Origin of the sequence: Aeromonas sp. S16(2024) (assembly GCF_041403065.1) — a bacterium.
In the GTDB taxonomy this organism is placed as follows: domain Bacteria; phylum Pseudomonadota; class Gammaproteobacteria; order Enterobacterales; family Aeromonadaceae; genus Aeromonas.
Map to the genome: position 1 here is coordinate 343,019 of NZ_JBGLQX010000001.1, position 18,758 is coordinate 361,776.

Sequence of the window (18,758 nt, forward strand, 5' to 3'; positions counted from 1 at the left end):
GCCAGCGCTCCGGCGCGCAAAACCAGCCTGAACCGGCACAGGGTGACGTAATTTGATGCTTTTTTTGACGCCTTCCACCCCAAAGGGGCCATTCGGGGGTAAACCGGGCAGGGGAGTCCCCGCCCGGACTGCTCACCTTACCAGCAGCACCTGCTTTGCCCAGGAGCCGGGGGCCCGCATGCCGACGGCGCCACTGGTGATGTCCAGATAGGCGACACCCTTGCTGGCGGGCACCGGGGTCGAGGACCAGAGGTAGACATAGCCGTCGTTCACCTCCTTGCCGTCTCCGGCCATGGCGCGGGGGAAGAGGGTCTCGTTCAATGCCGGCTTGTAGCAGGCGGATTCCAGTATGCTGGTGAGCTCCTTGATGGTGGGCAGGCGCCAATCGGTATGCCCGCCGAAACCGTGGAGGGCATGGCTCGGCTCGGCGCGGATCCGCTCTGCGGTCAGCAGGGCCTGCTGCCAGTAGAGCCGGGTCGGCTCGCCGCTGCAGCTTCCATTCTGCCAGCTTTGGCCGAGCTGGCAGCGCATCCAGGTGAGGCCGGAAGCCCGGTCGGTGACGGTGCCGTTGCCGCGATCCAGGAAGCGGGAGCTGGGGCTGGTGCGCGGCATGGTGTCGTCGCAGATGGCGATGGCCAGTGCCAGGGGGCTGCACAGGGTGAGCAGCAGGGTCAGAAGATACTTGTTCATCGGGTTACCTCCGCCACCAGTCGCAGTTGCAGACCGTTGGCATCATCGCTGTTTTGAACTGTGGTGGCGTAGTCGGTGCCGGCGTCATCGCCGAGGAAGATGTGGGCGATGGCGCTCAGGGGGGCGCTCTCGAGGCGTCGGGACGGAGTCAGGGTCTGGCTCCAGTAGTAGCCGCTGAAATCCTTGGTCGTGGTGCCGACATCGGGGAAGTAGCGCACATCCAGGCTGACCAGCTTGCCATCCTGGCGGGCGAGGGAGCCGTAGTGCTGCAGGCTCATCAACTCGCGGGAGTGGGGCAGACGCCAGCCCTGGATGCCGCACAGCTGCTGCGCATCGAGCCATTGGCGATACTGCTCGGTGGTGCAGATGGCCTCCCCCTCGGGGCAGGCGTAGTCCAGCTCCTCCTGGGTGGGCACATAGTCGCCGAGGGCCCAGGCGAAGGTGCGGTGCTTGTCTCGCGGACTGTCCGGATCATCGAGCTTCTTCTCCCAGATGAGGCCGGTGTTGAGATCCTCCACGCACTCCCACTGGTCGGCATTGTCCGCCAGGGGCTGCCCCTTGCCGTCCAGCTTGCGATAGCGCAGGGGCGCCTGGCCCAGGCTCGCCTCCTGACCCGGGTGATCCGCAGGCTCCTGGGTCAGCAGGTAATCCACCCCGTCCGTGTAGGTGGTGACGCCGCCAGCGGTCACCAACGCCCGGGGTTGCTGCTGCATCAGCACGGCGGCGAGTCGGCTCTGCTGGCTCAGGAGCTCGGGGCTGGCGGCAAAGTGCCGGGCGAGCTCGGGCAGCAGGGTGACCAGCCCCTGCCAGATCTGGCGTTGGCGCTCGCCGGTGGCGAGAGCAGGCAGGCTGGCGGCGTCATCCCGTGTCGTCAGGGCGAGCGCCTCCAGTGCCCCGTTGAACTCCTCCAGCTGCGCCAGGGCCGCGAGTCCCTGACCCGGTTGCAGGGGCGCCAGGGCGAGCAGCAGCTCGGCCAAGGCCTGGGCCGGCGGTATCCCGTCCGCGACCCGGGTCTGCAATAGTGTGCTCAAGGGGGTGGGGGTGAGGTGCTGATCGTCCAGGCGCGCCGCCGGGTGGGTCAGGGTCAGGTCGCCCGGCTCCCGGGGGAGGAACAGCAAGGGGCTGGTGAGCAGGCCGGGGGCGCTGGCGCTCAGCTGACGGGCGCCGGCCTCGCCACTGACCACGGGCTCGCCTGGCTCGCAGTTGTCGTTCTGGTTCAGGTTGACGCACAGGGTGCCCGCTGCGGGCAGGTTGACCGTCAGACGGTAGTCCGGCGCGGTCAGGGGCGCCTCATCGGACTCGCCACCACCACAGGCGCTGAGCAGGGGGGCCAGCAGACAGGCCAGCGGGGTCATTCTTATCTTCATTTCTTGTCCTTGGAGGGGCCTTGGCCCTCTTTGCTTTTATGGGGATGGATCAGGTGCGACGGCTGAGGCGGCGCCAGAGGGTGAGCGGCAGCAGCCAGAGCAGGTTGACAGTGCCGCCCCCGCTGCTGTCCGCGTTGTCGAAGTGGATGATGCCGTCATCCGGCGGGGCGACGGGCTCACCACACTGGGCGCCGGTGCGCTGGCTGATGCTCCAGCCGTTGATGCGCCCCTGATGGCCCGGCTTGCTGTCCACCACCTCCAGGGTCCAGCGACCGGCCAGCGGTTCCCCTTCCAACGCGCTGAAGGGTTGCAGGGGCAGCAGCTCGGTGGGGAAGACCCCCTTGAGCCGTGGCAAGGGGCTGTATCCCTTGTCCCAGATCTGGATGCGGGTGCCTGAGGGGGAGTTGAGCCAGATCTCCAGCTCATCCAGGGCCTGGTGTTGCAAGTCCAGGTTCAGCAGCAGGCGATCGCTCACCCGGGCGTCGCTCTTCTCCAGCACCAGGCTGGTTTCGCTGATGCCGCGCACCTCCTCGCTCTGAGCATCCTTGAGGGTCAACGGCTGGCCGTTGGCCCGGCTGATGACGGGGGTGCCTATGGGCAGGATCAGGGACTGCTGCCACTGACGCTCGGTCGGGCTGGTGCCGCTCATGGCGAGGCTCACCGGCAGGCTCACCTCGTCGCCACAGGTCAGCGGGCTGGCGGCCAGCAGTCGCAGGGTGGCGGTGGTACTGGCGCCAGCCGCCAGTGTGGTCGCTGACCAGGCCAGGGGATCGGCCTGCAAGCCAGCGGGCAGGGACAGGGTCAGAGCATTGAGGGTCACTGGGGTGCTGCCGGCGTTGCTGAGGTTCAGCTGCACCGACTGGCGCTGTTCCAGCGCAAGGGCGCTGCCCTCGGCCAGGGCGACGTTGACGGGGGCCTGCAACAGGCCGTGCTGGCGAAACGCCTGCTCCAGATGGCGGGCATAGGCGCGCGCCGGGTAGAGGCGCGCCGCCGTGTCCACGGTAATGCGGGCCAGCTGCGGCATGCGGATGGCGGGCCCTAGGCCGAAGTGAGATTCGATGATGACGCGGTCGAACTCGTCCCGCGCCCCTTCTCCGTGCTCGGCCACCGACGCCAGCAGGGCCTGGAACAGCGGGGTGCCCCACAGCTGATCCCCGTTGCTGCCGTTGATGGTGCGGTGGGCCGGGTAGTTGTAGTCCGGGTGGTAGCGGGCCCGAGCATCGTCCAGCTGGCGCGGGGTGCGGTCGGTGAAGCGGGCATCCCAGTTGAACACCATGGCTGGCTCGAACTGGCGGCCCGCCTCGCTGCGCTGGCGATGGCTGGCGGCCAGGAAGTCGCCGAAGCCCTCGCCGATGGCGCCCCAGTCACCCTCTTCCCCGAGATCCGGCAGGATGTGGTGCTGCACCCCGTGGCCGAACTCGTGCCAGATCACCATGGGATCCTCGGCATCGGGGACGCCGCTGCGGCCCAGCTCCAGCCTGCGCTCGAACGGATCGTAGAGGGAGTTGTCCTGATAGCCTGCGTCCGTGTCGACGTCGAGGGCGCCGGGGATGAGGTCGGTGAAGCCGAGCGCCTTGAGGTGGCGCTGGGCGAGATCCAGGTGGTAGTAGGCGTTGATGTCGGCAAAGCCCGGGTCGTCCCGGGTCAGGCGAAAGGCCTGCTGGTTGTCCGCCTGGTAGGGGGCGGTGGTGGGCTCGATGGCATCCACTACCCTGGCATGGGGGCCGCTCAGCACATAGTCAGAGCCCTGCAGGCTGACCGGCAGGGAGACCTTGTCCTGATAGGCTGCATCCGCCAGCACCAGGGCCTCGTGCCAGACCAGGCTGGCGTCTTGCAACTGGGTGCGGGGATCGGGATCGAACACCCGCGCCAGGACGCGCTGATCCCCCGCCTCGGGGGTACGCAGCGCCTGGGTGCTCGCCTGATCGCCCCAGCGGCCGAGCTCGCGATCCCCCTCGCAACTGGCAAACAGCTGGACCCGGGTGGCCTTGGCATTGCCCTCCTTGTGTTCGCTCACCCGCTGGCGCAGGGCCGGCACCAGGGTGTCGCCGTCGCGCCAGTACCAGGCTTCGACCGGCCCCAGCGGGTCTATCTGGCTGCCGTCGGCGCGCAGCTGGTCCAGCAAGGGATCCAGACTGGTGCTGGCATCACAGCCGGGCGCGGCGCTCTGCAAGGGGCGCAGATTGTGATAGAGGCGCCAGGGTCTGCCGGCGCCGTCTATGCTGACGGCGGCCTGGGTGGTGGCCACCGGCAGGCCGTTGACCAGCATGCGGAAGCTATGGTGATGGCCGAGCAGGCTGGCCCTGTCGTAGTCGGGGGCGAGCGTGACGCCGAGGCGCTGCTCCAGCCAGGCCTGGGGCGTGGTGGTCAGGGGTGGCTCATCGACAAACTGCAGCTCGGCCGCCAGCAGGGGCTGGGGGAGCAGGGTTGCCGCCAGCCAGAGGGCCAGGGAGGAGGGTTTCATGGGTGACTCCAAAACAGAAAAGGTGAATGCGGACATCAGTGACGGACCCCAGCCAGGGAGAGCAGGAAGGCATATTCACGGGCAGCCTTCTGCTGCGCGGTGCCCGCACTGGCGAGATGGCCGCCGTCGAGTTCGGTGTGCAGCAGATAGGGACCGGCCCCTGTGCTGTGGGCCCGCAGGCGGGCCAGCCACTTGAGCGGCTCCCAGTAGGGCACCTGGCTGTCGTGCAGCCCGGCCGTCACATAGAGGGGCGGGTAGGGGGCCGCGTGCAGGTTGTCGTAGGGGCTCAGGCGGCGCATGACCGCATAGTCGGCCGGGATGGCCGGATTGCCCCACTCCCCGTACTCCTGGCGGGTGAGGGGCAGCTCGGGATCCTGCATGGTGCCGAGCAGGTCGACGAAGGGGACCTGCAACACGGCCCCGGCGAAGCGGGTCGGTGCCTGATTGAGGGCCGCCGCCACCAGCAGGCCGCCGGCGCTGCCCCCCATGGCGAACAGCCGGTCGGGATCGATGGCGGGATCCCGGGCCAGGCTGTCTGCCACCGCCAGGAAATCGTCCACGCTGTGTTGCTTCTGCTGGCCGCGGCCATCCTTGTACCAGGCCTCCCCCAGCAGGCCGCCGCCGCGCACATGGGCGATGGCGTAGACGAAGCCGCGATCCAGCAGGCTCAGCACCTGGGGCTGATAGTAGGGGCGCATGGGGGTGCCGTAGGCGCCATAGCCGTAGAGCAGCAGCGCCTTGGGCGCCTGGATGTCCTTGCGCCACACCAGGGAGACAGGCACCTTGACGCCGTCCTTGCCGACGACCCAGCGCCGCTCGCTCTGATAGAGGGGGCTCGCGACCGGTTTGTCAGCGGCTTGCCATTGACCGGAGGCGAGATCCAGCCAGCGCTGGTGCGGCGCCTCGGCCATGCCCTGGCGGCGGATCAGGATCTGCTGGCTGGCGGGATCATGGGCCCCCTGGATCCAGGCCGTGCCCGCCCCTTCGGTGAGCGCCAGGCTGTGGGTCAGCTTGCCGCCTGCGTCCAGCACGTCGAGCCAGTCGTCCCCTGCCTTGCGGTATTGCAGCACTGTGTGGCGGGCAAACAGGCGCCACTTCTCGAGCTCCCGGCCCTCGCCGGACCAGAGGGGCTGCCAGGGACCAGCCGCCAGGCTCGCCAGGCTGGGCGCCTGATAAAGCCCCATGGCCCCGTCCCGGTTGCTCTTGACAAGCACCCTGTCCCCCTGGGTATCCAGGTAGTATTCGAGCCCGGGCTGACGCACCTTGATGAGGGTTGCCTTGCCCTCGTCCAGCAGGTATTGCTCCGAGCTGTCGTGGTTGTTGCTCTGCAGCACCAGGTGACGCTTGTCCGTGGTACGATAGAGGCTGAGCAGCCAGGCGGGATCGGCCTCCTGGTGCACCAGCGCCTCCTTGCCTGCCTGCCAGGCCCACAGCTGCCAGGGGCGCAGGGTATGGCGCTCGTTGGCGACCGTATAGAGGGTCTTGCCATCCAGGCTCCAGAGCAGATCGCTGGCGCGGTGTGGCAAAGAGGCGAGCGTCTCGCCACTCGCCAGATCCAGCACTGTGATGCGGTAGTCCCTGTCCCCTCGGTGGTCTTCGGCCAGGGCAAGCAGGCGGCCATCCGGGCGCAGGGACCAGGCGGCAATCTCGTAGTAACCCTGAGCGGGCTGACGGGGGGCCAGCCGCTGGCGGGGGGCGGAGCGGGCGTCGCTGCGCTGCCACAGGCTGCCGTCCGCCTCCATGCGCCACTGGCTGCCGGCCGCGCTCAGCCACTCCTCCGGCATGGGCTCGCCCCGCTCCCTGGCCTGCCACTCCGCTTGCAGCGTTGTTTCGAGGGGCTTTTGGGCGGCGAGTTGCTTTTCGGTCCAGCGGTTCTGCTCGCGCAGCAGCGCCAGCAGCTCGGGGGCGCGGCGACTGTCGTCACGCCAGCCGCCATAGGGATCGAGGCGGGCTATCTCCCCCTTCATCAGTTGTGGACGCTCGGGGATAAGGGGCGCTGCCTCCTGGGTTGCCTCAGGAAGCGGGGCGGCAGGGGCCGGGGTGGCCAGCAGACTGGCCAGTACAAGCAGGCTGTGCATCAGATCCCCACGAAGGTGTAGCGCAGGCTGGCACTCAAGGTGCGGCCGCTCTGGGTGAAGAGTCCGGCGTCGGTACCGGCTTGCAGCCCGGCCACGTCCTGATAGCGGGTGTAGCGGGTGTCGAACAGGTTATCGAGCTTGAGGTTGACCTTGAGGGCATCGGTGATCAGCCAGTCCGCCGTCATGGCGAGACTGAACCAGCCTGCGCTCGTGAGGCAGGCATCCTGGCTCTTGGTCAGGCTGTTGCCGCAACTGGGCACCCGGCTCATGGCCGCGGCGTAGTCCGCCTGCACCCCCAGGCTCCAGTCATGGGTCTGGTAGCTCAGGCGAGTGTTGCCCTCCAGCGGGGTCAGGGTGCGCAGTGCCTCGCCCTGGCTGTCTTCCCCGTCGACCCAGCCGAGCTTGGTGGCCAGCTCCCACTCCTGGGTCAGCCAGTAGCTGGCGGCGATTTCCGCGCCCCAGGTCTCGGCCTTGGCCACGTTGCGGTACTGGCGCAGGGTGACGCCGTCACTCAGGCGCAGCCCCACCTCGCGCCAGTCGATGAAGTTGTAGTAGCGGTTGTAGAAGAGGGCCGGCTTGATGCTCCAGTTCTCCCCCTCGCCGCTGAGCCCCCACTCAAGGCTGTGGCTGGTCTCCTCCTTCAGATCCGTGTTGGCGATGATCTGGAATGGCGGCAGGGCGAAGTAGTGGGGAATGTTGCCGTACACCTTGTCGTAGGAGGGGGCCCGAAAGCCGTTGGCATAGCTGAGCCAGCTGCGCCACTGCTCGTTGACGCGGTAGCTGGTGGCCAGGCTCGGGGAGAGATGCCAGCTGTGGTTCTCGCCCTGATTGCCATCTTGCGGGCGCAGCCACTGGTGATCCATGCGCAGGGTGGGGGTGAACTGCCACCGGCCCAGGGTCGCCACGTCGCCGAGCCAGACGCCGGCCCGGTCGGTGCGGGCACTGCTGAAGGGCTCGGACTGGCTGGGCTGGGGCACCCCCGCCTCCAGGCTCAGCTTCTCCACTGGCCGCTCATGGCGGGTACGCTCCAGCTCGACGCCGTAGCTCAGCTTGTGGGCGATGGCGCCGGTGACGAGATCCCGGCGCACGTCCAGCTCGCTGCCGACCCTCTCTTCGGTGAAGGTGGAGAGCTCCCGCTCGCTGCGGTAGCGGGGATAGCCGCTCAGCAGGTCGTTTTGCAGCAGGCTGCGCTTGTTGGCGCTGTTCTTGGCGTGGTTGCCATAGAGGCTCCAGGTGAACTGATCCGCCAGCAGACTGCCGAGATCGCTCGCCTCCCAGCCAAGCTTGCCCCCCTGGGTGCGCTGGCTGCCCTGCTCGTGGTATTGGCGCACCTGCCACTTGCCGTCGGGCTGGGGCACTTCGCGCGGCCCCTGATCCCGCTTCGCATTGTCCTCGAAGTAGTCGAGCTCCAGGCGCAGCAGGTGGTGATCGCTTAACGGGAAGCGGGAGCTGGTGGAGGCGCTGAAACCGTCCAGATCCGCCGGGATGCGGCTCTCGTCATAGTTGGCGGTCTCGTGCCCCTGCCAGCCGGAGACCCGCAGCAGGTGCTCGCTATCCAGTACCCGGGCGGCGCCGGTGGCGCTCAGCTTCTGCTTGTCGCTGCTGCCGTCCTGCAGCACCTTGCTGCCGAGATAGGCATCCTGTCCCTGCAGGTAGTCCTCCGGCTGCTTGGTGGAGATGACTATGGTGCCGCCGATGGCGTCGGAGCCATGCAGGGAGGAGCCGGCACCCTTGGCGACCTCTATCTGCTTGACGTCATCGAGATCGAAGCTGAAACGGCCCACCTTGTCGTTGAGGTCGTCGGCGCCGAAGCCGTCGCTGACCCGCACCCCATCCTTGATGATGAGCACCCGGTTGCCGCCCATGCCGCGGATGATGATGTTCTGCGGCCGACCGGCGGAGCCGGTCACCGAGACCCCGGGTTCGTTCTTGAACACGTCGGTGAGCTCGGTGGCGACCTGGCGATCCAGATCTTCCTCCGTGATGACGGTGATGGAGCCAGAGACATCGGACAGCTTCTGCTCGATGCGCTGCCCCTTGACCACTATGGTCTCGTGGGCCCTGTGTTCGGGATCTGTCCCGGCGGGATCGCTGGCGGCCAGGGCTGTACCGGACAGCAGCATGGGCCAGTAGTGAAGCAGAGTTTTCATTGTTGATAATGATTTTTATTTAAGCCTGAAGGGCGCGGATTATTGCAGATGAATCCCTTTGCTTCAATGATTGATAATCATTATCATCTTTGTTTTATGATCTTGATCGGACTGAGTTTTTTGAGAGATGAATCAGTAGTTGCAGGGCATACGTTTGCGAAGGGCACTGGTCGGGGGAGGGGAGAAAGGCATCTCGCCTGGATCTCGAGACAATAAAAAGCCCGCCGAGAAGGCGGGCTGATTGGAGCCGTGCTAGCACCTAGGGGGTGCGATAGAAGCGGTTGAGCTCGTTCATCACCTGGATCATGGCCCCCATGTCCGGGGTGCCGTGCTTGATGGGGCGATAGGTGGCGCGATCCAGCAGCTCGAAGTCACCCTGCTTGTTGAACTGGGTGATGGTGTTGTCCTGATAGATGGCAAAGTCATTCTGATCGCCAGCCAGCAGCCAGTTGCGCGGGCTGGTGTCGAACAGGCTGCGCCCCGTGCTGTAGTCGCGAGGGGGGTTGCGTACCCCCAGCATGCCCTTCATCAGGGTCGGCACCAGATCCAGGTGGCTGCTTGCCTGCTCCTGTGGCTGGCTCTCGACGCCGGGCCAGGCGAGGACCAGGGGAACCTGCACCTGATAGGGGGAGTAGTTGCTGCCATAGCCCCAGCTGTTGCTCTGGGTTTCGTTGAACTCCTGGCCGTGATTGGAGGTGATGACGACTATGGTCTGCTCGCTCAGCCCCTGCTGCTGCAGCTGGGAGAGCATCTGCTCCAGCAGTTGGTCGGTGTAGAACACCGAGTTCTTGTAGCGATTCTCCAGCTTTTGCAGATTCTCGGGTCTGTAGGCGGTAGCCGGGTTGAACCGGGTCAGCTCGGGCTGGAAGGGGCCCTTGAGGCTGGCTGGCACCTGATAATCTCCCGGGCTCGAGAGATAGACCAGGGAGAACCAGGGCCTGTCCGCGGTGCGCGTGCCAAGCCACTGCTGCCAGTCGCCGATGAGGCGAGTGTCATCACTCTGGCGGGAGACAAACACCTGCTTGCGCAGGCCGGCGAGCAGGCTCTGCTGATATTGCTTGGCGTCTTCCAGGGCACCGAACAGGCCGAACTGGTAGTCCTGGCGCAGCATCTCGTCGAACAGCACCGGCGGGCGCTTGTCGGCACGGATGTCGCCATAGTAGTGGCCGGGCAGCCCGTAGAAGAGGCCGAACATCCCCATGGCGTCATCGTTGCCGCCACTCATATGGCGTCTGTAGTTGAGGTGCTGATCCGCATAGCGCTGCAGATTGGGCATGTTGATGTTGTTGAGCATGTCGGCCCGCAGGGAGTCGACCACCACCACCAGCAGGTTCTTGTGCTCGCTCGGGGCACTCACGCTGAGGGGGCGCAGGGGATAGAGCAGGCGATGCTCGGCGCTGCCCTGGTTCTCGGCCTTCTTCTCATACTGCTCGAGATCAAGCCAGCCATGTTTGGCCAGGAAGCTTCGGGCTGTCATGGGGTAGGAGAGCGGGAAGTTGGCGCGCTGCATGGTGATGGGCTGATACAGGGTCGCATCGGCCCAGCTGTTGACCAGGTGAGTCAGCATGAAGCAGACCAGCAGGGCCAGCCCCACCTGATTGCCGTACTGGCGGCGTTTGCGCTTGTTGATCTTGCGCCACACATAGGCCGACAGCAGCAGTTGCAGCAGGAAGATGGTGGGCACGGCGACGAAGATGATGCTCCAGATAGAGCCCTCTTCGGTCTGGGCCTGATCCAGCAGCAGTTGCCACACCTGGCCATTCAAGTGGAACTTGAACAGCTGGAACACCTGGGTGTCGATGAGCAGCAGCACCTGCGCCAGGGTGGCGATGATGGCCGAAATGAAGCGCAGTGGCTTCTCCCTGGGCAGCACGAAGCTCAAGGGGAAGACGGTCAGCAGATAGGTGACGAAGCTCAGGAACGAGAAATGGCCTATCCAGCTGACGATGAGATAGGTGACCCCGAGCGTGGTCGATGGCCAGCTGATGGAACCCAGATAACGGGTCGCGATCAGCATGGCCAGGATGATGTTGAAGAAGGAGAACCAATGCCCCCAGGTGATCAGGCGAGAAACGTTATCACGATAGGGGTTGCCGGTTTCGACCATAATGATCCATCTGCTTGAAAAACATCAAAGAATGCGAAGAAACTCAGTGAGCATCGTGGCGATGATCCACCGAGGCGGTGAGCGCCTGGATGTACTTCTCGGTGATCGCCTGACGCTGGGCCGGGGCCATACCGTTGATGATGTTGGTGGTCAGGTTGCCAAGCACCATGAGACTGAGATCCACCGGCGCCTTGTGTTTCTCCAGGGCGGTGATCAGGTCGTTCATCAGGGCGTCAAACTGCTCGTTATTGTACTTTGATACGATGGGCATAATCTTGGGTTCATCTCGGTTCAAAGCGCCTTATAATACTTCACCCTTTCGGCTAACACTATGGCTTTGTGACATGAGTCTCGATATCGACAAGATCATTCTTCACTCCCTGCGCGCCGGCAATGACGGTCAGCCCCACGCCGATACCCGCAGTCAGACTCTGCCTGCCGACGAGGCGGTGCAAGGGCTGATGGCAGAACTGCATCGCATCTACAACGGCAAGGGTGGCAAGGGCTTCGGTTTCTTTGCAGACCCGGAAGCCGACGTCGCCGAGCTGGCAGAAGGTGAAGAGGCTCCCAAACAGCCGTCTCCGGCCTTTCGCATCGCCCTCGAACAGCTGCTTGGCGAGCAGACCGAATTCGTCCCCTTCTCTATTACCCTGACCCAGATGCTGGTCAAGCAGCTGGTGGAGCACGCCCTCGATGAACAGGGGGTGCTGCTGATTGCCAAATACAACTATGTGGGGGTCGATTATCTGATGATCGCCCTGCTGGAGGGCAAGGAGAGCGTCACCGTCAGCGAGGCGCTGGACCTGCGTCACATTCATTATCTGGATATCGGCAAACTCAACCTGGTGGCCCGCATCGATCTGACCGAGTGGAAAACCCAGCCGGACTCTCGCCGTTATATCACCTTCAGCAAGGGGCGGGTCGGTCGCAAGCTGGGGGACTTTTTCATGGACTTGCTGGGTGCCCGCGAGGGCATGGATGCCAAGGTACAAAATAAAGGCTTGCTGCAGGCGGTGGACGATTACTGCGACAGCCGCCAGCTCGAACCCGCCGAGCGCAATGATTACAAGAAGCAGGTCTTCAAATATTGCACCGAGCAGGCGAGCGCCGGTGAAGAGATCGAAATCAAGGAGCTCTCGGCGGAATTGCCGGGGGACGGCGATCTCGATTTTTACAGCTTCATCGGTCAGGAATATGAACTGGAAGATCGCTTCCCGGCCGATCGATCCACACTGCGCGGTCTGACCAAGTTTGTCGGCTCAGGTGGCGGTCTGACCCTGAGCTTCGAGCAGAAATTGCTGAACAGCCGGGTCTTCTACGATCCCCAGACCGACACCCTGACCATTCGTGGCGTGCCGCCCAACCTCAAGGATCAGCTGCTGCGCCAGTCATAATGTGATCCAGTCACCATTTCTGGCAAAAAGGCACCGGAGTTCGCTCCGGTGCCTTTTTATTTAAGGGGGAGATGAGTCTGGAATCCGGCTTGGTACTTTTGTTAACACATTAAACAAAATAATGGAGTTGAAAGGGTTTTCAATGGGGTGAAACCCCTTTCAATGGTGTAAATTTATTTCTTTTTGGTAATTAATTTTCCACGCAAGGCCAAAAATATGGCGATAAATCCCGATAAGTCGCTGAAATAAGAAAATGTTTTCATAACTTTCTGGAAGAAAATACGTAATTGCATTTCAAAAATGCGAGGCGTGTCATGTGAGGCGTTGCAGGCTTGGGATAATATTCATCTCGCACACAATGCTCTTACAGCGCGGAACTAATACAAGGAAAGGCTCATGAAAAAGAAATTGCTGTCATCCCTGATCGGTCTGGCTACCCTGGGTGTGGCTTGCTCAGCCACTGCTGCGATTGACGAAGGTCAGCTGACCATCTGGATCAACGGTGACAAGGGCTACAACGGCCTGGCCGAAGTAGGCAAGAAGTTTGAAGCCGAGACCGGCATCAAGGTGACCGTTGCGCACCCGGACCAGGTAGAAGTGAAGTTCCAGCAAGCCGCCGCCACCGGCAACGGCCCGGACATCTTCTTCTGGGCTCACGACCGTTACGGTGAGTGGGTCAAGGCCGGTCTGCTGGTGCCAGTGACGCCGAACGCCGCCACCAAGGCCAAGTTCGAGCAGTTCGCCTGGGACGCCATGGCAGTCGATGGCAAGACCTATGGCTACCCGGTCGCGGTCGAAGCCGTCAGCCTGATTTACAACAAGGATCTGTTGCCCAACCCGCCGAAGACCTTCGAAGAGATCGCCAAGATCGACGAAGAGCTGAAGAAGAGTGGCAAGCGCGCCATCATGTGGGCCTATGACACCCCCTACTTCAGCTACCCCCTGGTGGCTGCCAACGGTGGTTATGCCTTCAAGAAGACCGCTACCGGTTATGACGTGAAAGACACCGGCGTGGCCAACGCGGGTGCCAAGGCCGGCGTCGGCTACATCTCCGAGATGATCAAGTCCGGTCACCTGGAGAAGGGCATCGACTACGGTGTCATGGATGCCAAGTTCAACAAGGGTGAAGTGGCCATGATGATCAACGGCCCCTGGGCCTGGAGCAACCTGGACAAGAGCGGCATCAAGTACGGCGTAGCGCCGCTGCCGACTCTGAAGGGTAATCCGGCCAAGGCCTTCGTCGGCGTGCTGGGTGCCACCATCAACGCCGCCAGCCCGAACAAGGATCTGGCCATCGAGTTCCTGGAAAACTACCTGCTGACCGATGCCGGTCTGGCGCCGGTGAACGCCGACAAGCCGCTGGGTGCCGTGGCGCTGAAGTCCTTCCAGAAGACCCTGGAAACCGACCCCAACATCAAGGCCACCATGCAGAACGCCCAGAATGGCGAGCCGATGCCGTCCGTGCCCGAGATGAGCCGTTTCTGGTCTTCCTTCGAAACAGCCCTCAAGAACGTCACCTCTGGCCGTCAGAGCGTTGACGAAGCCCTGGATACCGCTGCCAAGCGCATCGTCCAGTAAGCTAGCACCTGGGAGGCCTTCGGGCCTCCCACTCTCTCCAATCTCTCTTGGCGCAATAAAGGTTAATTGGCATGGAAGTTGTACCTTCTATCGAATCCTATGCCGGTCCGAAGAAAGACAAGTACGTCTGGCTGAAGTGGACCATGGCGGCACTCATTGCAGTGCTTAATGGTTATGCGGCCGTAATGATGTATGCCAGCGGCGAGTGGGTGTTTGCCCTGCTCGATCTGGTGGTCGTTTCCGTCGGTCTCTATGTCTTCATGAACAAGAAGACCTATGCCCACCGCTATATTTTCCCCGGTGTGGCAGGCATGGTTGTTTTTATCATCTTCCCTCTTGCCTACACGATCGGCATCGCCTTCACCAACTACTCGGGTGCCAACCTGCTCTCCCTCGAGCAGGCACGGGATTTCCATCTGAAAAAAATCTATAAGGTGACCGGCGGTGAATTCGATTTCACCCTCCTGGGTGGTGAGAACAATCAGTTTCAGCTGCTGCTGCAACAGGACGACCAATCCTTTATCAGTCAACCCCTTACCCTGCTGAACAACAAGGCGCGTACCCTGGCCGTCCGTGAGGGACGGGTCCGTGACGAGCCACAGGTTGTTCAGTTGCAACCCCTGAACGGGGAAGCGCTCGACAAGGCGGCACCCATACGTGCCATCGTCGATCACCGCACTCACCTGAGCGCCCTGGATCTGGTTCTGCCGGATGGCACCATCCACCTGACCCTGAGCAGCCTGCGCAAGTTCGCGGCGCAAAAGCCCCTCTATACCCAGCTGGTGGACGGAGCCGTGCTGAAGTCAGGAGTCGTTATCAAGGACGGCAACCTGCTGCGGGACAACCAGAACGGCGAGCTGATGCTGCCCAACGGCGATACCGGCTTCTATCAGTACATAGATGCTGACGGTCACTTCGTCGGCAAGGGCATGGCCCCTGGCTTCGTGGTGAGCGTGGGCTGGAAGAACTTCGTCCGCATCATGACAGACCCGGGTATCCAGGGTCCCTTCATGCAGATCTTCGTCTGGACAGTGATCTTCTCCGCCTGCTCCGTGGCCTTCACCCTGGCCATCGGCATGGTGATGGCCTGTCTGGTGCAGTGGGAGCAGCTCAGAGGTCGCGGTTTCTACCGGGTCATGCTGATCCTGCCCTATGCGATACCGGCGTTCATCTCCATCCTGGTGTTCAAGGGCTTGTTCAACCAGAACTTCGGCGAGATCAACCTGTTCCTGGAAGCGGCGTTCGGCATCAAGCCGGACTGGTACACCACCCCCTTCCTGGCCAAGGTGATGATCCTCATCGTCAACACCTGGCTCGGCTACCCCTACATGATGATCCTCTGCATGGGGCTGCTCAAGGCCATCCCGGAGGATCTCTATGAGGCGTCCGCCATGGACGGTGCGGGTCCGGTACAGAACTTCTTCAAGATCACGGTGCCGCTGCTGATGAAGCCGCTGACCCCCCTGTTGATTGCATCCTTTGCCTTCAACTTCAACAACTTCGTGCTTATCCAGTTGTTGACGAACGGGGCGCCGGACATCATAGGGGCCAGTACCCCGGCCGGGACCACGGATCTGCTGGTGAACTACACCTACCGGATCGCGTTCCAGGGCTCGGGTGGTCAGGACTACGGTCTGGCCAGTGCCATCGCCACCGCCATCTTCCTGATCGTCGGCGCGCTTGCACTGCTCAACCTGAAATTGTCCAAAGCGGACAAGCTGTAAGGAGGCTTCTCAATGGCTATCGTACAACCCAAATCAGTGAAATACCGGGTGTGGGCAACCCACCTGGTCATGTGGGGCTTCCTGGCACTGATCATCTTCCCGGTGATCATGGTCATCGCCATCTCGTTCCGTAACGGCAACTTCTCGGTGGGGGAGATAATCCCCTCCAATCCGACCCTGGATCACTGGAAGCTGGCGCTCGGCATGTCCATCACCAACGCCGATGGCAGCATCACGCCGCCGCCGTTCCCGGTGCTGACCTGGCTGTGGAACTCCATCAAGATCGCGGGCATCACCGCCCTGATGATAGTGGTGCTCTCCACCACCTGTGCCTATGCGTTTGCCCGCCTGCGGTTCCGTGGCAAGCAGACCATCTTGCAGGGCATGCTGATCTTCCAGATGTTCCCGGCGGTGCTGGCACTGGTGGCCATCTATGCGCTGTTCAACAAGATTGGCGACTACATCCCCTGGCTGGGTCTGAACACCCACGGCGGCCTGATCCTGGCCTACATGGGCGGCATAGCGCTGCACGTCTGGACCATCAAGGGCTACTTCGAGACCATAGACTCCTCCCTGGAGGAGGCGGCGGCCATCGATGGTGCGACCCCCTGGCAGGCATTCAGGTTGATCCTGCTGCCCCTGTCGGTGCCCATCCTGGCGGTGGTCTTCATTCTGGCCTTCATCGGCTCCATCACCGAGGTGCCCGTGGCCTCCATCCTGCTGCAGGATGTGAACAACCTGACCCTGGCGGTCGGTGCCCAGCAATACCTCTATCCGCAGAACTATCTGTGGGGTGACTTCGCCGCCGCCGCCGTGCTGTCCGGCCTGCCCATCACTGTCGTCTTCCTCATGGCGCAGCGCTGGCTGGTGGGTGGCCTCACCGCGGGCGGTGTGAAAGGTTAAGGTTTTAATGGCCGGGGGAGTGCTCCCCCGACTATCACGATTTGCACAGATTTCAGAGCGGAGCTCGTCATGGCTGAAGTAGTACTCAACAACGTTCGCAAAAACTACGATCCGGCTGTCCACAAGGACACGCTGCGCAACATCAACCTGGCCATCAAGGAAGGGGAGTTCATCGTCTTCGTCGGCCCGTCCGGCTGTGGCAAGTCCACCCTGCTGCGGATGATCGCGGGGCTGGAGGACATCACCAGTGGTGAGCTGACCATAGGCGGTCGTTACATGAACGACGTGCCGCCGGTGGAGCGCAACGTGGGCATGGTGTTCCAGTCCTACGCCCTCTACCCGCACATGAACATCTACGAGAACATGGCCTTCGGCCTCAAGCTCAAGAAGATGGACAAGGAGAACATCCACAAGCGGGTGATGCGTGCCGCCGAGATCCTGGGGCTCGAACCCCTGCTGGACAGAAAGCCCAAGGCGCTCTCCGGCGGTCAGCGCCAGCGGGTGGCCATCGGCCGCTCCATCGTGCAGCAACCCCAGGTGTTCCTGTTTGACGAACCCTTGTCCAACCTGGACGCCGCCCTGCGGGTCAAGATGCGCATCGAGATCGCCAAGCTGCACAAGGAGCTCAACTCCACCATCATCTACGTGACCCACGATCAGGTGGAGGCCATGACCCTGGCCAACCGCATCGTAGTGCTGAGCCCGCTCAAGGGCGAGGCGACCACCAACCTGGAGCAGTTCGGCACGCCGCTCGAGCTCTACCACAACCCGGACAACAAGTTCGTGGCGGGTTTCATCGGCTCCCCCAAGATGAACTTCCTGGCGGGCGAGCTGCTGGAGATTGGCGAGCAGGAGTGCGTGGTCAAGCTGACTTCCGGCGATACCGTGCGGGCCCGGATCGATGCCCGCAGCGGCGCTGTCGGTGACAAGGTGGAGCTGGGCATTCGTCCCGAACACCTGGTGCCGCTCGATCACGCCCACGCCGACAGCAAGGTGAGCGGCGTGGTGCAGGTGGCCGAGCATCTGGGGGCCGAGTCCTTCGTCTACATGGATGTGGATGGTCACGACTTCACCGTCAAGGCCAGCTCGGATGTGGATGTGGCCACCGGTCAGCAGTACAGCGTCGGCATTCCGGCGGAGGCCTGCTACCTGTTTGATGCCAAGGAGCAGGCGTTCCCCCGTACCGCCAGATATATCCGCACCTGATGGTTTTATTGCGCTGGTTTTCCTTAGTATTCAATGCCTTTTTGCCGGTCGAAAGACCGGCTTTTTATTGCCTGCCGTGCGGGCAAGCGGGCAGGGTGACGGGGATCAGGTATCGAGCGCGGCGGTGATGTCGGGCACGAAGGTCTGGCTGGTCAGGGGCGGGCGCTCATATCCCTCGGTCTTGATGGGGGGGAGCTTGATGGGCTCGTAATGGATCGCCTCGTAGGGCACCTTGCCGAGCAGATGGGCGATGCAGTTGAGGCGGGCGCGGCGCTTGTCGTCGGCATCGACCACGAACCAGGGGCTGTCCTGGGTATCCGTGTAGGTGAACATGTCATCCTTGGCGCGGGAATACTCCACCCAGCGGGAGCGGGACTGCAAGTCCATGGGGCTGAATTTCCAGCGCTTGATGGGGGTGTTGATGCGCTCCTTGAAGCGTTTCTCCTGCTCTTCGTCACTGACCGAGAACCAGTATTTGATGAGGGTGATGCCGGCGTGAGTCAGCATCCGCTCGAACTCGGGGCAGGCACGCAGAAACTCGCGGTATTCGGCGTCGGTGCAAAATCCCATGACCCGCTCCACCCCGGCCCTGTTGTACCAGGAGCGATCGAACAGCACCATCTCCCCCGCCGAGGGCAGGTGGGCGGCATAGCGCTGGAAGTACCACTGGGTGCGCTCCCGGTCCGAGGGGGCGGGCAGGGCGGTGACCCGGCAGACCCGGGGATTGAGGGGCTCGGTGATCGCCTTGATGACGCCCCCCTTGCCGGCGGCGTCGCGCCCCTCGAACAGCACCACCACCTTGAGCCCCTCCTGCTTGACCCACTCCTGCAGCTTGACCAGCTCCTCCTGCAGCTGGGCCAGGTGGTGTTCATAGGTCTTCTTGTCCAGGCGCGGGCGTTTCTTGCTCTTTTCCTTCGGCATGATCTTCTCCTGTTCGAGTCCTTTTTGTGGGCCACCCCAGCTTGCACCAGGGAGGCGCCACTGCCAAGGGTGGCGTGTTACACTGCCGCCCCGTCGCTGCCAGCAGAACAGAAAAAAACATGAAGCCATTGTATGGGTATGGCGATTGATACTGCCGCCTCATCAGCCGCTGGCAA

13 protein-coding genes are annotated in these 18,758 nt (G+C 63.0%); 5 read left to right on the top strand and 8 right to left on the bottom strand.

What is annotated here, in order from left to right; translation table 11 throughout:
• Positions 1-132: 132 nt before the first annotated feature.
• The 7 genes from ACB030_RS01675 to ACB030_RS01705 all read right to left on the bottom strand — a co-directional run bounded on the left by ACB030_RS01675 (position 133) and on the right by ACB030_RS01705 (position 11,127).
• Positions 133-690 carry a DUF1566 domain-containing protein gene (locus ACB030_RS01675; protein WP_371157481.1) on the bottom strand — a complete coding sequence of 186 codons (558 nt, stop codon included), beginning with the start codon at positions 688-690 and terminating at the stop codon, positions 133-135.
• Positions 687-2,045 (bottom strand): DUF1566 domain-containing protein, encoded by a 1,359-nt coding sequence (locus ACB030_RS01680; protein ID WP_371157552.1) that lies wholly within the window; start codon positions 2,043-2,045, stop codon positions 687-689. The genes ACB030_RS01675 and ACB030_RS01680 overlap by 4 nt, the downstream gene beginning before the upstream one ends.
• Before the next feature lie 61 nt (positions 2,046-2,106).
• Positions 2,107-4,521 carry a proprotein convertase P-domain-containing protein gene (locus ACB030_RS01685; RefSeq protein WP_371157483.1) on the bottom strand — a complete coding sequence of 805 codons (2,415 nt, stop codon included), beginning with the start codon at positions 4,519-4,521 and terminating at the stop codon, positions 2,107-2,109.
• A gap of 35 nt (positions 4,522-4,556) precedes the next feature.
• Positions 4,557-6,599: a prolyl oligopeptidase family serine peptidase gene (locus tag ACB030_RS01690; RefSeq protein WP_371157485.1), complete on the bottom strand. Its 2,043-nt coding sequence runs from the start codon at positions 6,597-6,599 to the stop codon at positions 4,557-4,559.
• The gene (locus ACB030_RS01695; RefSeq protein WP_371157487.1) at positions 6,599-8,749 is read right to left on the bottom strand and encodes a TonB-dependent hemoglobin/transferrin/lactoferrin family receptor; all 2,151 of its coding nucleotides are present in this window, start codon (positions 8,747-8,749) and stop codon (positions 6,599-6,601) included. The genes ACB030_RS01690 and ACB030_RS01695 overlap by 1 nt, the downstream gene beginning before the upstream one ends.
• 259 nt (positions 8,750-9,008) lie before the next feature.
• A complete protein-coding gene (locus tag ACB030_RS01700) occupies positions 9,009-10,856 on the bottom strand; it encodes a DUF3413 domain-containing protein (RefSeq protein WP_247626783.1) in 1,848 nt (615 codons plus the stop codon).
• 43 nt (positions 10,857-10,899) lie between these two features.
• The gene (locus ACB030_RS01705) at positions 10,900-11,127 is read right to left on the bottom strand and encodes a DUF1414 domain-containing protein (RefSeq protein ID WP_011705556.1); all 228 of its coding nucleotides are present in this window, start codon (positions 11,125-11,127) and stop codon (positions 10,900-10,902) included.
• A 73-nt stretch (positions 11,128-11,200) separates the two neighbouring features.
• Between ACB030_RS01705 and yejK the strand changes: the two genes are divergently transcribed.
• From yejK to ACB030_RS01730, 5 genes are all read left to right on the top strand, one after another.
• Positions 11,201-12,250 (top strand): nucleoid-associated protein YejK, encoded by a 1,050-nt coding sequence (gene yejK / locus ACB030_RS01710; protein ID WP_202046239.1) that lies wholly within the window; start codon positions 11,201-11,203, stop codon positions 12,248-12,250.
• Between the two features lie 396 nt (positions 12,251-12,646).
• Positions 12,647-13,828, top strand: coding sequence for a maltose/maltodextrin ABC transporter substrate-binding protein MalE (gene malE, locus ACB030_RS01715; RefSeq protein ID WP_371157490.1), 1,182 nt, complete (start codon positions 12,647-12,649; stop codon positions 13,826-13,828).
• Between the two features lie 71 nt (positions 13,829-13,899).
• Positions 13,900-15,552 (top strand): maltose ABC transporter permease MalF, encoded by a 1,653-nt coding sequence (gene malF / locus ACB030_RS01720; protein ID WP_371157492.1) that lies wholly within the window; start codon positions 13,900-13,902, stop codon positions 15,550-15,552.
• Between the two features lie 12 nt (positions 15,553-15,564).
• Positions 15,565-16,455, top strand: a complete 891-nt coding sequence (malG, locus tag ACB030_RS01725) for a maltose ABC transporter permease MalG (RefSeq protein ID WP_025326477.1) — start codon at positions 15,565-15,567, stop codon at positions 16,453-16,455.
• Between the two features lie 69 nt (positions 16,456-16,524).
• Complete coding sequence (locus ACB030_RS01730) at positions 16,525-17,661, top strand: ABC transporter ATP-binding protein (RefSeq protein ID WP_371157495.1); 1,137 nt, start codon at positions 16,525-16,527, stop codon at positions 17,659-17,661.
• A gap of 105 nt (positions 17,662-17,766) precedes the next feature.
• Here ACB030_RS01730 and ppk2 read toward each other — a convergent pair whose 3' ends face one another.
• Positions 17,767-18,582: a polyphosphate kinase 2 gene (gene ppk2, locus ACB030_RS01735; protein ID WP_371157497.1), complete on the bottom strand. Its 816-nt coding sequence runs from the start codon at positions 18,580-18,582 to the stop codon at positions 17,767-17,769.
• Between the last annotated feature and the right edge of the window lie 176 nt (positions 18,583-18,758).